We start from the raw sequence: 13791 nt of genomic DNA, 5'->3' as shown, positions 1-13791 counted from the left end.
GGGAAAGCGGAAGGCGCCAGTGGGAGATGACTGCAAGATGAGCGAACAGACCAGGCCGCCGGTGCTGGCGAGCACGCTGGAGCGGGGCATGCGGGTGCTGGCGCTGTTCCGCGATCACCATGTGGCGCTGAGCCTGACCGAGATCGCGGAAGCGGCCGGGCTGGAGAAGAGCGCGGCGCAGCGGCTGACCTATACGCTGCATGCGCTCGGCTATCTCGACCGCGACGACAAGACCCGCCGCTATCGCCCGGGCCTGAGGATGCTGGATCTGGCCTATGCGTTCCTGATCCACGACCGGCTGCTGGAGCGCGCCTTGCCGCGCATGATCGAGGTCAGCCGGACGCTGCGCACCACCGTCAATCTCGGAGTGCTGGACGGGCACGAGGTCGTCTACAAGGCGCGGATCCCGCATACGAGCCTTGCCTACGACACGACGCTGATCGGCGTGCGCCAGCCGGCGGCGGTGACCGCGGTGGGGCAGGTGATCGCCGCCTTCTCGCCGCCCGAGGTGCTGGAGCGGATGATGGAGCCGGGCCTGCCGGAGCCGGTGACGCCCTTCACCTGCCAGGATCCTGCGCTCGTGCGGGAGCGCGTGGCGCAGGCGCAGCGCGACGGCTATGTCATCACCAACCAGCAGATCATGCTGCAGGAAATCGTCATTGCCGCGCCGGTGATCGGCGCCAACCGCCAGGCGGTCGCGGCCATAAGCATGCCGGTCTACATCCCCGAATGGAGCGAGGAGCGGGTGAAGCGCGAGCTCGTGCCGGCGATTACCGATGCGTCGCGGACGATTTCGTCTGTCGTCGCTCTCGCGTAAGGGCAGGAAACTCTACTCCCGCGGCCGCCTATCGCGGTTTTCTGCGCTTCCGGTGCTCACGTACCCGAATGTACGCTGCGCTCCGGTTCTCGCAAACCACGCCATTCGGCTCGCAGGAGCGAGTTTGAATCAGTGGCCGTGGCTAGCCGAAAAAGCCGAGCGTGACGGCGGCCAGCACCGCATAGCGGCCGGTCTTGGCGATGGCCACCAGCACCAGCACGGTGAGGAAGCGCTCGCGCATCACGCCGGCAGCAAGCGTCAGCGGATCGCCGATGATCGGCATCCAGGACAACAGCAGCGACCACTTGCCCCAGCGGGAGTACCAGTCCTGCGCGCGGGTGAGGGCGGCCTCGCTGACCGGGAACCAGCGGCGGTGGCGGAAGCGCTCGATGCCGCGCCCCAGCGCCCAGTTGATGAGCCCGCCGAGCGTGTTGCCGAGGCTGGCAACGAACAGCAGCAGCAGCACGGGCCGGCCGCTGAGCAGCAGGCCGACGAGCACCGCCTCCGACTGCATCGGCAGCAGCGTCGCCGCGCCGAGCGCGGAGAGGAACAGCCCGCCATAGACCCCGATCTCTACCATCCTGTGGCTCCGATCAGCATGCCGCCGAGCCCGCCGACGAGGACCGCGATCCAGGGCGGAGCCTTCCACGCGGTCAGCAGCACGAAACAGGCGAGCGCCACAGTGAACTGCGCCGGCGTCGTGACCGCGCTGGCGAAGACCGGATCGTAGAGCGCGGCACCCAGGATGCCGACGACGGCGGCATTGGCCCCGGCCATCGCGGCGCGCGCGCCGGTGCGGGCGCGGAACGCCTGCCAGAACGGCAGCACGCCGACGAGCAGCAGCAGGCCCGGCAGGAAGATCGCGACAAGCGCCAGCGCGGCCCCGAATACAGCGCCCTGCGGCAGGGCGATCACCGCGCCGAGGTAGGCGGCGAAGGTGAAGAGCGGACCGGGCACGGCCTGCGCCGCGCCGTAGCCGGCAAGGAAGCTCTGCGCGCCAACCCAGCCGCTGCGCACGACCTCGGCCTCCAGCAGCGGCAACACCACATGGCCGCCGCCGAAGACCAGCGCGCCGGCGCGGTAGAAGGCATCGAGCACGGCAAGCGCCTGCGAGGGCGCGACAAGCTGGGCAAGCGGCAGGCCGACCAGCAGCAGGACGAAGAGCGCCAGGCAGACAAGGCCCGCGAGGCGGGAAACGGGCGCGCGGGAGGCGGGGGCAGGCGTGCCGCCAGTTGCGGCGCCAGCTGCGGCGCCGGCCGTGGGAAGCCTCAAGGTGAGACCAGCCAGCGCGGCGAGCGCGATGGCAGCGACCTGGGCCAGCGGCCCGGCAACGAGCAGGACGATGGCGGCGGCGGCGAGCGCCAGTGTCGCCCGCTCCCGGTCGGGGCACAGGGCCCGGGCCATGCCGAGCACCGCATGGGCGATGATGGCAACGGCCACAAGCTTCAGCCCGGCAACGAGGCCCTGGCCGAGGGGGCCGGCAAACAGCGGTGCGCCGAGCGCGAAGGCGACGAGCAGCAAGGCGGAGGGAAGCGTGAAGGCGGTCCAGGCGGCAAGGGCGCCGAGCGGGCCGGCGCGCATCAGCCCGAGCGCGAATCCGACCTGGCTGGAGGCGGGGCCGGGCAGGAACTGGCACAGGGCGACGAGATCGGCATAGGCGGCCTCGTCCAGCCACTTGCGGCGCAGCACCAGTTCCTGGCGGAAATAGCCGAGATGGGCGATCGGGCCGCCGAAGGAGGTGAGGCCGAGCTTGAGGAAGGCGCGGAAGACCTCGCCAGCGCTGCCGCGCGGCTGCGGCGCGGGGGGCATCGTCTGCTCTCGCGGGACGGGGGTGCTCCTCGTCACGTCGTCCTCTCCTGCCTGTTGCTTGCGGACGGCGCCGTGTAGCCGCGCGATGTTGCGGGACCATGACAGCATGATGCCGTCCTTGCGCAAGCGCCGGCGCGCCGCAGGCGGTGCATCTGGAAAGCAGGATGTGGGGGAGAACAGCGACGGAGTGGCACGCCCAACGGGACTCGAACCCGTGTTTCCGCCGTGAAAGGGCGGCGTCCTAGACCGCTAGACGATGGGCGCCCGGTCCGTCGATGTGCGCGGGTTATAAGCAGCTTTCTCGCCGTCGGCAAGAGGGTAGGTGACGCGTCGTCCACAGGCTCGTGAAGAGAAGCGGTCGGCACGAGCTTGCCGATGTCGATCTTCGCGCCTTTGCCGGACCAGGATGTGCCGCGTCGCCAAAGGGGCGCGTGCCTAAGACGGTGTCTTATGGAGATCTTGCTTCATAAATAGATCTTATTATTGCCTTGCGATCCAATTATGGAACATGGCTGGCGTCTCCAAGAGGCTCTATGGTAAGATGCTCCATAAATGGAGCGAGAAGTCGCTACCAGACCTTTTTATGGAACATCGAGGCGCGAATGAGCAAGCCGGCGACACGCAGCTACTCTCGCTACGGGCAGGAAGCGGTCGAACTGCTCGGGCATATGATCCGGAGCGCCCGCGTCGAGCGGGAAATGACCATTACCGAGCTGGCCGAGAGGGCCGGGGTATCGCGCGGTCTCGTCCACCGGATCGAAAGCGGCGACATGGGATGCTCCATCGGCGCGGCCTTCGAAGTGGCGGCAATCGTCGGCGTCCGGCTGTTCGATGCGGAGCCGACCACGCTCACCCGCCACCTCGGGATGGTTGGCGACAAGCTGACCCTGCTTCCCAAGGCGGTGCGTCAGGGCCAGAAGGCGGTGAAAGATGACTTCTAGGTCGGGCCAGGACGCACACCCGAACGCGGCCCACGATGAAGCCTACGTGTGGATCTGGTTGCCGCAAGCGACGATGCCCGTAGTGGCAGGGCGGATCTGGCGCGACGGCGAGCGCCTTATCTTCAATTACGGTCAGAGCTATCTCGACCGCGAGGAGGCCATTTCCATCTTCGAGCCGGATCTTCCGCTCACGCGTGGTGCGATTGCCCCGGCGGCGGGGTTGACGATTGCCGGATGTCTTCGGGATGGTGCTCCGGACGCCTGGGGGCGCCGAGTGATCCTCAACCGAATGATGGGCTTGCGCGGTCGGGACGCAGACATCGGCGCTCTCGACGAGCTGACCTACATGCTGGAATCCGGGTCCGACCGGATCGGCGCGCTGGATTTTCAGCGATCACCCACGCAGTACCAGGCGCGCGCAGCGAAAGCCGCGAGCCTCGAGGAGCTGCTCGGCGCGGCGGAAAGGGTGGAGCGGGGAATTCGCCTGACCCCCGAACTCGATCAGGCCCTCTTCCATGGCAGTTCGCTGGGTGGGGCGCGGCCCAAAGCCATGATCGAGGACGGCGACCGCAAGCTGATCGCCAAATTCTCTTCGTCGACCGACACGTATAACGTGGTGAAAGCCGAGTATGTCGCCATGCGTCTTGCGGGCGAGGTCGGTCTCGATGTTGCGCCGGTGCGGCTCGCACGAGTCGCGGGCAAGGACGTGCTGCTGGTCGAGCGCTTCGACCGCCTGCTCAGCGCCGACGGCTGGCAGCGCCGCGCCATGGTCTCTGCGCTCACTCTGTTCGGGCTGGACGAGATGATGGCGCGCTACGCGAGCTATGCGGACCTGGGGGAAATCATCCGACACCGCTTCGTGCGGCCGAAGGAAACGCTGCGCGAGTTGTTCGGCCGGCTGGTGTTCAACGTTCTGTGCGGCAACACGGACGACCATGCCCGCAACCATGCGGCATTCTGGGACGGCAGGCATTTGGCGCTGACGCCGGCCTACGACATCTGTCCGCAGAACCGAGCAGGAAACGAGGCGACGCAGGCCATGTTGATTACCGGAGAGGACCGGATGAGCCGAATTACCACCTGCCTCGCCGCCGCGCCAAACTTTCTGCTCGACGCGCAGACGGCGGAAGATCTGATCGCCGATCAGATCGAGCGGATGCGAGCCGCGTGGCCGGAGGTTGCGAAAGAGGCGGACCTGAGCGAGGCGGACCGGGACCTGCTGGCCGGCCGCATTTTCCTTAACCCCTTCATCTTCGAAGGGGGGGCGGAGCGCCTGTCCGGGGCTCTCGACATGTGAGACGTGCAAGGGAGGGGCGCCGGGCGCCCCTCCGCAAGCTGGGGCTTACCAGCTGCCGGTGTTGCCCATGGAGGCCCAGGGCTCCTGCGGCTCCTGCGCGCCGCCCTTCTGCAACAGCTCGATGGAGATGTTGTCGGGCGAGCGGACGAAGGCCATGCGGCCGTCGCGCGGCGGGCGGTTGATGGTGACGCCGGCGGCCTGCAGCTTGGCGCAGGTCTCGTAGATGTCGTCGACCTCATAGGCGAGATGGCCGAAATTGCGCCCGCCCTGATAGTCTTCCGGATCCCAGTTGTAGGTGAGTTCCAGCGCCGGCGCCTGGCCGTTCTTCACGGCCTCAACGTCCTCGGAGGCGGCGAGGAAGATCAGCGTGAAGCGGCCGGCCTCGCTTTCGAGCCGGCGCACTTCCTGCATGCCCATCTTGTTGCAGTAGAAGTCGAGCGACTCGTCGATGTCGCGGACACGGACCATGGTGTGCAGGTAGCGCATGAATACCTCTTCGTGCTGTGCGGTGCTTCGTGGCGGCCGGCCGCCCCGGCAGGACGGAGGCCGAAAATGGGGTCGCAGAAAGAAACGACGCGCGGGGCGCCCGGTTGGGAAACGACGCGCCCGGCGCCGGGTTCCGCCGCAGAGAATATGGCCTTGCGCGGCGACTTCAATGGAGGCCTGCGATCTTTCGCGCACGCAGCGGTCGCTGAAGGCTTGCGAATCGCGCTGAGCCGGAGAAACTGTTGCACAAGGGTAACCATGGCACTTTTTCGCAAAATGCACTGGTTCCAGGGACGTGGGATGCTATCCTTGGTCTTGCGGAATCGGTGGTTTTCCGGTTGTGCACTCACGGATCCAGCTTACGGCGTATCAGAGGCGGGACTATGAAGGACTTGGGGGCAAAGCCGGTTGTGGCCTCGCGTGATACGGGATCGGAAGATCCCGGGATCGATCTGACGGTCGTCGCGGGCTCGATCAAATGGTTCGACGTGGCCAAGGGCTACGGTTTCATCGTGCCCGATGACGGGCAGCCCGACATTCTCCTGCATGTGACCTGCCTGCGGCGCGACGGGTTTCGCACCGCCTACGAGGGCGCGCGCATCGTCTGCGAGGTGACGCCGGGCTCTCGGGGGCTGCAGGCCTTCCGCGTGCTGTCGATGGACGAATCCACCGCCGTGCACCCCTCGCAGCTGCCGCCGTCGCGCACTCATGTGCAGGTGACGCCGGAAGGCGGATACGAGCCGGCGGTCGTCAAGTGGTTCAACCGGGTGAAGGGCTTCGGCTTCCTGACCCAGGGCGAAGGCACGGAAGACATCTTCGTGCACATGGAGACGCTGCGGCGCTTCGGCATCACCGAGCTGCGCCCCGGCCAGACCGTGATGGTGCGCTTCGGCCAGGGCCCGAAGGGACGCATGGCGGCCGAGATCCGGCCCGACGGCGAAGGCGTTCACATCCCGTCCTCCCACTAAGCGGCCCGGCGGGCATCGTCGCGACATCCCTGTCCGGCGAGGATCCCGTTCCGACCGCATGGACCTGAGAGTGTCGCTTGTGCAGGACCGACCGATGCCCACCATGATGATCACCGCCGGTCCTCCTGCCCGCCGCTCCAGCTCTCTCTACGCGCTGGCCGTCTTCGCCGTGCTGTGCCTGTCGCTCGCGGCAGCCCTGCTGCTCGCCTTTCCGGCGGCGGCGCAGGAGCGCGGCGCGCCGCAGACCGGCCTCAAGCGCGAGGCGCTGAGCATCACCACCGCCGGCGGCAAGGTGCACGACTTCTCGGTGGAGATCGCCGATACGGCGGAATCGCGGGCTCGCGGGCTGATGTTCTACGAGAACCTCGCCGCCGATGCGGGCATGCTGTTCGACTATCACGCCGATCGGGAGGTGGTGTTCTGGATGAAGAACACGCTGATTCCGCTCGACATGATCTTCATCAGGAAAGACGGGCACATCGCCAGCATCGCCGAAAACACGGTGCCCCTGTCGGAGGCGCTGGTGCCCTCCAACGCGGTGGTGCGCTTCGTGCTGGAAGTGCCGGCCGGAACCAGCGCCGCGCTCGGCATTGCGCCGGGCGACCGGGTCGACAGCCCGACAATCCGCGCCGCCGCGCCCTGATCGATGGCGCTCCGGGCTGTCAAGTCCGGTATTTGTCCGTGATCCCCCCGTTATTGCAGCGTGATTTCGGCTGATCCGGCCCTGCCTGGGGGCCGCATTCGCAATTTTTTCCGCTTATGGTGCGAATCACCTTGATCGAATCAATTTATGATTCGTTCCGGCATGATCCCGTCACGCGGGTACTCGTGCCATTGCGCAAAGGGGCGCGGCGTTGAGGGCAGGGTGATGGCTGGGAGCGGTGTGTCGGCCACTGTCGGGAATTGCAAGGTCGACCTGGATCAGGCCGGCTTCTTCCGCAATGTGATCGGAGCCCTGGCCGGCACCATGGAGGAGGTGATCGGCCGGGAGGACGCATCCGCCTTCGTCAGCGTGGTGGGCACGCGGATCGGCGACGACCTGTCCCAGCAGTACCGCACGGCACTGGGCGGCGAGGTGGCGGATCTGGAAGCGGTTGCGGCGATTCTCGTCGACCTGAAGGCCCGGATCGGCGCCAGCTTCGAGATCGCCAGCCTGAGCGAGGACGAGATCGTCCTGGTGAACGGCGACTGCCCCTTCGCGGAGAAGGTGGTCGGCCGGCCCTCGCTCTGCATGATGACCGCGACCGTGTTCGGGCGGATCGTGTCGCAGGCCAGGGGCTATGCGCGGGTCCGCGTCGAGGAGGCGATCGCCACCGGCCACGGCTGCTGCCGGGTCCGCGTGGCCTTGAAACGAGGGGAGGGCGGCGATGACGGTCATGAGTTCTTTGCCTGACGCGACCCTCTTGATGGAGGGCATGCGGGTCGCGCTGGACAACATGCCGCGCGCGACGCTGGTCTTCGACGAAAGCGGCCGTGTGCGACTGGCCAACCGGCAGGCGCTGCGGCAGTTCGACCGGCTGGAGGCGGACGGCGTCTGCGCCCTGACCGACCTGCCGCGAGAAGAGGTGCTGGAGCGCGTCGGCCGGGCCTTCCGCTCGACGACGCCCGCCTTTATCGGCCTGCAGGCAGCAGACGGGACCAATCTGACGTTTTCCGGCTGGCGGCTCGGGGTGAGCGGCCCCGGCGGGGAAGTGCTGGCCATGCTGCAATACGACCAGGCAAAGTCGCTGGCGGCGCGGTTCCTGGCCGTTTCCCAGGAAGTGGCGGACCACCGCGAGCGTCTGGCCGACAGCCTGCAGCAGCAGCGCCAGCTGCACGAGGAAGCCAAGAGACTGCGCCAGCTCTCCGCCACCGACCGCATGACCGGCCTGCTCAACCCGGTGGAATTCCGCCTGCAGGCAGGGCGGATGATCGCGGAGATCGGCGCCGGCATCTCCTGCGTCACCTTCGCCTATCTCGATCTCGACAATTTCAAGCAGGTCAACGACCGCTTCGGCCATCTGGCCGGCGACATGGTGATCCGCGCTATCGCCCATATCCTGAAGCGGGCCGTGCGGAGCGGCGACATCATCGGGCGGATGGGCGGCGACGAGTTCATGATCGGTTTTGCCGATGCGCAGGCCGCCGACATCGCCGACAGGATGCACGAGATCTCCGACCGCATCCGCCAGCCGATGCACTGGAACCCGCCGGACGCGGACCACAGCTGCCTGCTGACGGCTTCCGCCTCCATCGGCGTGTTCACCGTGCAGGAGACGGACATGTCGTTCGAGAGCGTGCTGCGCAATGCCGAGGCCGGCATGTATGGCATGAAGCGGCAAAGCCGCCGCGCCTGAGGCGAGGGCGCCCCCGCGCCTGAGAATTTCCGGTGGGCCGGGAGTTCGCGCGAGACTTCAGGAAAGCCCCATAAGGGGCTGTTTCCCAAGGCTTAAGCCGAAAGCAGAAAAGAAAAATGGTCGGGGCAGCAGGATTCGAACCTGCGACCCTCTGCTCCCAAAGCAGATGCGCTACCAGGCTGCGCTATACCCCGACTTGGAGAATTTCTGCGGTGTATCGGGGTTGGGATGGGGCGTCAAGGCTGAACCACGGATGCCCACCCCCTGGCCGCCGGCGGCGATAGCGGCGGGAAAAGCCGGGCGGGCAGGCATTTTGCCGAGTTGACTTCGCGCGCCGAACCAATGAATAACCGACTGAACGCGACGAATGGACCGAAAGCGCGGCAGCAATCCTGCGCCGCTTTTCGCCCAGCGGGTCGCAACGAGACGCAAGGCAACCGCAAGAGGGGCACTGCACGATGGTCGCACGCATCTATTCCCCGGCGAAGACGGCAACGCAGTCGGGGCGCGGCAAGACCCATGACTGGGTGCTGGAGTTCGAGCCGGAGCAGGCGCGCACGATCGAGCCGCTGATGGGCTACACGTCCTCCACCGACATGAAGCAGCAGTTGCGCCTGCGCTTCGAGACGCAGGAAGAGGCGGAAGCCTACGCCCGCAAGAACGGCATCGCCTATCGGGTGGAGCAGCCGCGCTCGCGCCGCGTGCCGAAGATCGCTTATTCGGACAATTTCCGTTTCGATCGCTTCATGCCCTGGACGCATTGAGCCGCGATCCTCGCGCCGCGCGCGCCGGAACGGCCCCGTAGCTCAGTGGATAGAGCACCGGCCTTCTAAGCCGATGGTCGCAGGTTCGAATCCTGCCGGGGTCGCCATTTTTCCCTTGTACGGCCAAACCTGTCCTTCCCCCGCACATGCAGGGCATGGGATGCCGTGCGCATCCGGGTCCGGTCGTTGGCTGCGCGCAAAACCGGGCAGGGCTAACCTGCGTCAGTGCGCCGGAGCCGATATTGCGATTGAGTGTGGACGTGCCCGCCGGATGACCGGTGGCACGCACTTCCGGAAAACGCGAAAGCACTTGTGGCGAGGCTCCTTCACGGAACCGCGCTGTCCTGGCGCTTTCAGCTTCCCGGATGGTCCAGAAAGGGACATTTCATGACACCCGACCGCAACAACGTCACCGAGAAGATGACCTCCGTCAAGGCTGCCTGGGACAAGGCCCCGGCAGGCCCGAAGAAGGATGCGGCTTTCAAGCACTACAAGGCTGCCGAGACCGCGCAGACGGCGAACAACCACGCCGATGCGATGAAGGAACTCGACGCGACGACCCGCGCCCTTGGGTGATACGTGCTGTCTGAGCTGACGTGACTGCCGGGTCGCCCGCCGTTCGACGGCGGGCGGTCTTGTTCATTTCAGCAGCGGGCCGCCCTGGTCCAGATACATCGGGTCGAACTCCGCGAAGGCCACCAGAGCGCCGTAGTCGTCGAATGTCACATGGCCATCGCGGAAGGTGACGAGCCCGCTATCACGCAGCTTGCGCAGGACGCGGTTCACATGCACCGCACTCAGGCCCAGGGCGTCGGCGAGGTGATACTGGGTGAGTGGGCAGGGGTAGCCGTCCCTGGTGCCCATCCCGACCAGCGCCAGCCGCGCATGCAGTTCGAGCAGGAAATGCGCCATCCGGGCTTCCGCGTCGCGGCGCCCGATGCCCACGAGATGCTCGACCACCATCGCCTCGTCCCGCGAGGCGGCCCAGAGAATGGCCGTCGCCAGGCGGGGTGTCTGCGCGAAGGCCTCCAGAAGGTCGCTCACCAGAACTTCGGCGGCGTGGATCTCCATGATCGGCTCGAAGCTGTGATCCGAGGTGCGCAGCAGGACGCTGCGCAGCCCCAGGAAATCCCCCGGTATCTGGAAGTCGACGATCTGACGCGTTCCGTCCGTCTGGATCTTGTACGAACAGACCCAGCCCGAGGAGAGGATGTAGGCGGCCTGATCGGACTGCCCCTGGTGCACGAGATCGCGCCCCGCGGCGAAGGTCCGACGACGTTCGTGCAGACGCTCCAGCATCTCGAGCTCGGCCTGCGAAAGGGCGACAAAGGCCGAGAGCTTTCGGGCGAGCGGGGATGCGTGCCTCGTGTTCATGAACTTCGGCCGTCCCTTGGAGGATCGAGGGAAAGCCGGAACGACAGCTGCTTTCGATCAGTCCGGCGATCCGTGCTTGCCCGTAGAGTCGTGTCCGGCAGCGAAATTCTGTCGTGACCGATCACTCGCCGCCGGAAAGGATCCTGTCGATACCCCCTCATTCAGACTACTCGGGGATGGCCGCACTGTCGATCTGCGAGGCGCTCCTGCTCGCCCTCAACGATCACAATCTCCTTCCCGAGGCGGAGATCCTCGGCATTTTGCGCGATGCCGCAGCGGCGCACGAGAATGCCGTTGCCCCGGAAGGGGACCGGGAAGCGCACCAGGCCGCCGCCGAGTTGATCAACCGGATCATTGCCGGCGGCAACTCCGTCCGGCGCCCATAAGCAAGCCGCATCCGTCGAGGCGGCCGGAGCGCGCAGGTGCCTGCCGGCCCTCGGCTTTCGAGCGGCGCGGGCGGGCGCACTAACCTGCGTCAGTGCGCAGAGGACAGAAAACCGGCTAGCTGACGGGTGTTGCCCGAACGATGTTCGGGGCGTTTTCGGTCGAAGGGGACAAGGCCATGGACAAGGATCGCGTGATCGGGTCGGCAAAGGTCGTCAAGGGCAAGCTCAAGGTCGTCGCCGGGAAGGCTTTCGGCGATGCCAAGCTGCGCTCGGAAGGGGAGGCCGACAAGGTCGAGGGGAGCATCCAGAACACCCTCGGCAGCATCAAGGATACGCTTCGTGACGCGTAGGGAACGCGGCCGATGCGCCGGTTCCAAAACCTCATCGGCGAGCGTCCAATGACCCGACAAGGCCTCCTCCTGGTGATCGGGGTGCTCGTCGCGGTGGTGGCCACCGGTGCTACCTATCTCGCCCTGGAGGAGGGCCGGAGCGGCATCGACATCAGCATCGACAGGCGCGGCCTGACCATCGACGGCAACTGAAACGGCGCGCCGTCCGCCCCGGACCCTTCAGGCGTGAGCCGCGTATGGCGGGCGAGCGTTCCCTGCCAAGGAGAAAATGCCATGTCCCTCAGCACAATCCTCATCATCATACTCGTCATCTTCCTTCTCGGCGGGTTCAGCGGGCGCTTCGGAGGGTACGGCTACGGCTTCGGCCATGCCGGCGTGGGTGTGCTCGGCACGATCCTGCTGATCGTGGTCATCCTGATGTTGCTCGGCCGGCTCTGACAGCGCGCCCGTCGCGCCTCAAAACTCCAGCAAAGCGTTGTCGATCACTTCCCGGATGACGAAGAAGGTGCGGGTCTGGCGCGTGCCGGGCAGGGCGAGCAGCTTGTCGCCGTGCAGGCGGTTGAAGTCGGCCATGTCGCGCACGCGAATCTTCAGCATGTAGTCGAAGTCGCCGGCAACCAGGTGGCAGTCGAGTACGAAGGCGAGCTTGCGCGCCGCCTCCTCGAACTCGCGGAAGCTCTCCGGTGTCGAGCGGTCCAGCACCACGCCGACCATGACCAGCGAGCCGCGCCCGACCTTGTCCGGCGCCACCATCGCCCGCACGCCGCTGATATAGCCCTCCGCGAAAAGCCGCTGGGTGCGGCGGTGGCAGGTGGCCGGCGAGGTGTTGGTGCGCTGCGCCAGTTCCGCGTTGGTCAGCCGGCCATCCTCCTGCAACAGCTTGAGGATCTTCAGGTCGATGCGGTCGAGGCGATCCTCTCTGGAAGGTTCTTTCATTTCAGGCCTGTTTATCGGAAGAAGAGAGGGCTTATGGAGGTGTTCATGAGCGCAGAAGGGAAATTCGGACGCCAAATTAGAGAGCACATTTCATTCGTCGATTGCTAGCTTTTTCGCCGGTTCCACAAGGCCCCAAGAGGCGCTTACCGGCGAGGACAGGCATGCTTGAGAAATTCGAACGCTATCCGCTGACCTTCGGTCCCACCCCCATCGAGAAGCTGGAGCGGCTGACCCAGCATCTGGGCGGCAAGGTCGAGATCCATGCCAAGCGCGAGGACTGCAACTCGGGCCTCGCCTTCGGCGGCAACAAGCTGCGCAAGCTGGAGTACATCGTGCCGGATGCCATCGCCTCCGGCGCCGATACGCTCGTTTCCATCGGCGGCGTGCAGTCCAACCACACGCGCATGATCGCGGCCGTCGCGGCGAAGATCGGCTTCAAGTGCCGCCTGGTGCAGGAAAGCTGGGTGCCGCACGAGGACGCGGTTTACGACCGGGTCGGCAACATCATGCTGAGCCGCATCATGGGCGCCGATGTGCGCCTGGTCGACGAAGGCTTCGACATCGGCATCCGCCGTAGCTGGGAAGACGCGATCGCCGAGGTCGAGGCCTCCGGCGGCAAGCCCTATCCGATTCCGGCCGGCGCCTCGGTGCACAAGTATGGCGGTCTCGGCTATGTCGGCTTCGCCGAGGAAGTGCGGGCGCAGGAAGAGGCGCTCGGCTACAAGTTCGACTACATCGTCGTGTGCACCGTGACCGGCTCCACCCATGCCGGCATGCTGGTGGGCTTTGCCAAGGACGGCCGCGCGCGCAATGTCATCGGCATCGACGCCTCGGCAACGCCGGAGCAGACCCGCGACCAGGTGCACGAGATCGCCACGCGCACGGCGGAGCTGGTCGAGCTCGGCCGGCCGATCGAGAAGGACGACGTGGTGCTGGTGGAAGACTACGCGTACCCGGTCTACGGCGTGCCGTCGGACGAGACCAAGGAGGCGATCCGCCTGTGCGCGCGCCTCGAGGGCATGATCACCGACCCGGTCTACGAGGGCAAGTCGATGCAGGGCATGATCGACCTGGTCAAGAAGGGCTATTTCCCGGAAGGCTCCAAGGTGCTCTACGCGCATCTGGGCGGCGCGCCGGCCCTGAACGGCTACGGCTACACCTTCCGCAACGGCTGATCTGCCGTATTGGTAAATCCTGCAGGTTGACGCAGGGTGCGGACAGTATTGAGAGGGGCGCGAGGGAAACCTTGCGCCCTTTTTGAGTCTGCTTTCCGGTCGGAAATGATGGTTTCTTGTGCAATCATCTCGGCGGGTATTTTAGTGAAATA

Annotated in this window: 19 protein-coding genes and 3 tRNA genes; 15 read left to right on the top strand and 7 right to left on the bottom strand. The window is 66.1% G+C overall.

Features of this window, described 5'->3' with window-relative positions; genetic code table 11:
- The first annotated feature begins 37 nt into the window (after positions 1-37).
- On the top strand, positions 38-817 hold the full coding sequence (locus tag H7H34_RS11930) for an IclR family transcriptional regulator (protein WP_158592627.1): 780 nt from the start codon (positions 38-40) through the stop codon (positions 815-817).
- Positions 818-959: 142 nt separating this feature from the next.
- On the opposite strand, the gene H7H34_RS11925 is transcribed toward H7H34_RS11930, so the two are convergent.
- The 3 genes from H7H34_RS11925 to H7H34_RS11915 all read right to left on the bottom strand — a co-directional run bounded on the left by H7H34_RS11925 (position 960) and on the right by H7H34_RS11915 (position 2890).
- Positions 960-1397 carry a YqaA family protein gene (locus tag H7H34_RS11925; RefSeq protein ID WP_185925303.1) on the bottom strand — a complete coding sequence of 146 codons (438 nt, stop codon included), beginning with the start codon at positions 1395-1397 and terminating at the stop codon, positions 960-962.
- Complete coding sequence (gene chrA / locus H7H34_RS11920) at positions 1391-2626, bottom strand: chromate efflux transporter (protein ID WP_185926525.1); 1236 nt, start codon at positions 2624-2626, stop codon at positions 1391-1393. Before chrA ends, H7H34_RS11925 begins: the two co-directional genes overlap by 7 nt.
- Positions 2627-2814: 188 nt before the next feature.
- Positions 2815-2890: transfer RNA gene (locus tag H7H34_RS11915), tRNA-Glu, on the bottom strand.
- 338 nt (positions 2891-3228) lie between these two features.
- Here H7H34_RS11915 and H7H34_RS11910 point away from each other — a divergent pair.
- Complete coding sequence (locus H7H34_RS11910; protein WP_185925302.1) at positions 3229-3567, top strand: helix-turn-helix transcriptional regulator; 339 nt, start codon at positions 3229-3231, stop codon at positions 3565-3567.
- The gene (locus tag H7H34_RS11905; protein ID WP_185925301.1) at positions 3557-4864 is read left to right on the top strand and encodes a type II toxin-antitoxin system HipA family toxin; all 1308 of its coding nucleotides are present in this window, start codon (positions 3557-3559) and stop codon (positions 4862-4864) included. The genes H7H34_RS11910 and H7H34_RS11905 overlap by 11 nt, the downstream gene beginning before the upstream one ends.
- Positions 4865-4909: 45 nt before the next feature.
- Here the strand turns inward: H7H34_RS11905 and gloA are convergent, their stop codons facing one another.
- Positions 4910-5350, bottom strand: coding sequence for a lactoylglutathione lyase (gloA, locus tag H7H34_RS11900; protein ID WP_185925300.1), 441 nt, complete (start codon positions 5348-5350; stop codon positions 4910-4912).
- 383 nt (positions 5351-5733) lie between these two features.
- On the opposite strand from gloA, the gene H7H34_RS11895 reads away from it, so the two are divergent.
- The 4 genes from H7H34_RS11895 (at position 5734) to H7H34_RS11880 (ending at position 8654) form a co-directional block, all read left to right on the top strand.
- Positions 5734-6318, top strand: coding sequence for a cold-shock protein (locus tag H7H34_RS11895; RefSeq protein ID WP_120267726.1), 585 nt, complete (start codon positions 5734-5736; stop codon positions 6316-6318).
- Positions 6319-6412: 94 nt separating this feature from the next.
- On the top strand, positions 6413-6961 hold the full coding sequence (locus H7H34_RS11890; protein WP_245165057.1) for a DUF192 domain-containing protein: 549 nt from the start codon (positions 6413-6415) through the stop codon (positions 6959-6961).
- A gap of 225 nt (positions 6962-7186) precedes the next feature.
- Positions 7187-7711 carry a methanogen output domain 1-containing protein gene (locus H7H34_RS11885; protein WP_120267727.1) on the top strand — a complete coding sequence of 175 codons (525 nt, stop codon included), beginning with the start codon at positions 7187-7189 and terminating at the stop codon, positions 7709-7711.
- Positions 7695-8654 (top strand): GGDEF domain-containing protein, encoded by a 960-nt coding sequence (locus H7H34_RS11880; RefSeq protein ID WP_185925299.1) that lies wholly within the window; start codon positions 7695-7697, stop codon positions 8652-8654. Before H7H34_RS11885 ends, H7H34_RS11880 begins: the two co-directional genes overlap by 17 nt.
- A 117-nt stretch (positions 8655-8771) precedes the next feature.
- Here the strand turns inward: H7H34_RS11880 and H7H34_RS11875 are convergent.
- Positions 8772-8848: transfer RNA gene (locus H7H34_RS11875), tRNA-Pro, on the bottom strand.
- 264 nt (positions 8849-9112) lie between these two features.
- Here H7H34_RS11875 and H7H34_RS11870 point away from each other — a divergent pair.
- The 3 genes from H7H34_RS11870 (at position 9113) to H7H34_RS11860 (ending at position 9994) form a co-directional block, all read left to right on the top strand.
- Positions 9113-9418: an ETC complex I subunit gene (locus tag H7H34_RS11870; RefSeq protein ID WP_120267729.1), complete on the top strand. Its 306-nt coding sequence runs from the start codon at positions 9113-9115 to the stop codon at positions 9416-9418.
- 31 nt (positions 9419-9449) lie between these two features.
- A tRNA-Arg gene (locus tag H7H34_RS11865) sits at positions 9450-9525 on the top strand.
- A 280-nt stretch (positions 9526-9805) separates the two neighbouring features.
- Positions 9806-9994: a hypothetical protein gene (locus H7H34_RS11860; RefSeq protein ID WP_120267730.1), complete on the top strand. Its 189-nt coding sequence runs from the start codon at positions 9806-9808 to the stop codon at positions 9992-9994.
- A 63-nt stretch (positions 9995-10057) separates the two neighbouring features.
- Here H7H34_RS11860 and H7H34_RS11855 read toward each other — a convergent pair whose 3' ends face one another.
- Positions 10058-10792 (bottom strand): Crp/Fnr family transcriptional regulator, encoded by a 735-nt coding sequence (locus tag H7H34_RS11855; protein WP_185925298.1) that lies wholly within the window; start codon positions 10790-10792, stop codon positions 10058-10060.
- 176 nt (positions 10793-10968) lie between these two features.
- Here H7H34_RS11855 and H7H34_RS11850 point away from each other — a divergent pair, with 176 nt between their 5' ends.
- From H7H34_RS11850 to H7H34_RS11835, 4 genes are all read left to right on the top strand, one after another.
- Positions 10969-11178: a hypothetical protein gene (locus H7H34_RS11850; RefSeq protein WP_209006207.1), complete on the top strand. Its 210-nt coding sequence runs from the start codon at positions 10969-10971 to the stop codon at positions 11176-11178.
- A gap of 176 nt (positions 11179-11354) precedes the next feature.
- Positions 11355-11528, top strand: a complete 174-nt coding sequence (locus H7H34_RS11845) for a CsbD family protein (protein ID WP_120268339.1) — start codon at positions 11355-11357, stop codon at positions 11526-11528.
- A 48-nt stretch (positions 11529-11576) separates the two neighbouring features.
- Entirely contained in the window at positions 11577-11720 is a 144-nt protein-coding gene (locus tag H7H34_RS11840; RefSeq protein ID WP_185925297.1) for a hypothetical protein, read from the top strand.
- 81 nt (positions 11721-11801) lie between these two features.
- Positions 11802-11966 carry a DUF3309 family protein gene (locus tag H7H34_RS11835; RefSeq protein WP_120267733.1) on the top strand — a complete coding sequence of 55 codons (165 nt, stop codon included), beginning with the start codon at positions 11802-11804 and terminating at the stop codon, positions 11964-11966.
- A gap of 18 nt (positions 11967-11984) precedes the next feature.
- Here H7H34_RS11835 and H7H34_RS11830 read toward each other — a convergent pair whose 3' ends face one another.
- Positions 11985-12464 carry an Lrp/AsnC family transcriptional regulator gene (locus H7H34_RS11830; RefSeq protein WP_185925296.1) on the bottom strand — a complete coding sequence of 160 codons (480 nt, stop codon included), beginning with the start codon at positions 12462-12464 and terminating at the stop codon, positions 11985-11987.
- A gap of 161 nt (positions 12465-12625) precedes the next feature.
- Between H7H34_RS11830 and H7H34_RS11825 the strand changes: the two genes are divergently transcribed.
- Positions 12626-13639, top strand: a complete 1014-nt coding sequence (locus H7H34_RS11825) for a 1-aminocyclopropane-1-carboxylate deaminase (protein WP_120267734.1) — start codon at positions 12626-12628, stop codon at positions 13637-13639.
- Positions 13640-13791 lie beyond the last annotated feature (152 nt).

It is taken from the genome of Stappia sp. 28M-7, from assembly GCF_014252955.1.
Taxonomy (GTDB): domain Bacteria; phylum Pseudomonadota; class Alphaproteobacteria; order Rhizobiales; family Stappiaceae; genus Stappia.
Note: the sequence above shows the minus strand (reverse complement) of the source record. Positions and strands in the feature narration are given on the sequence as shown.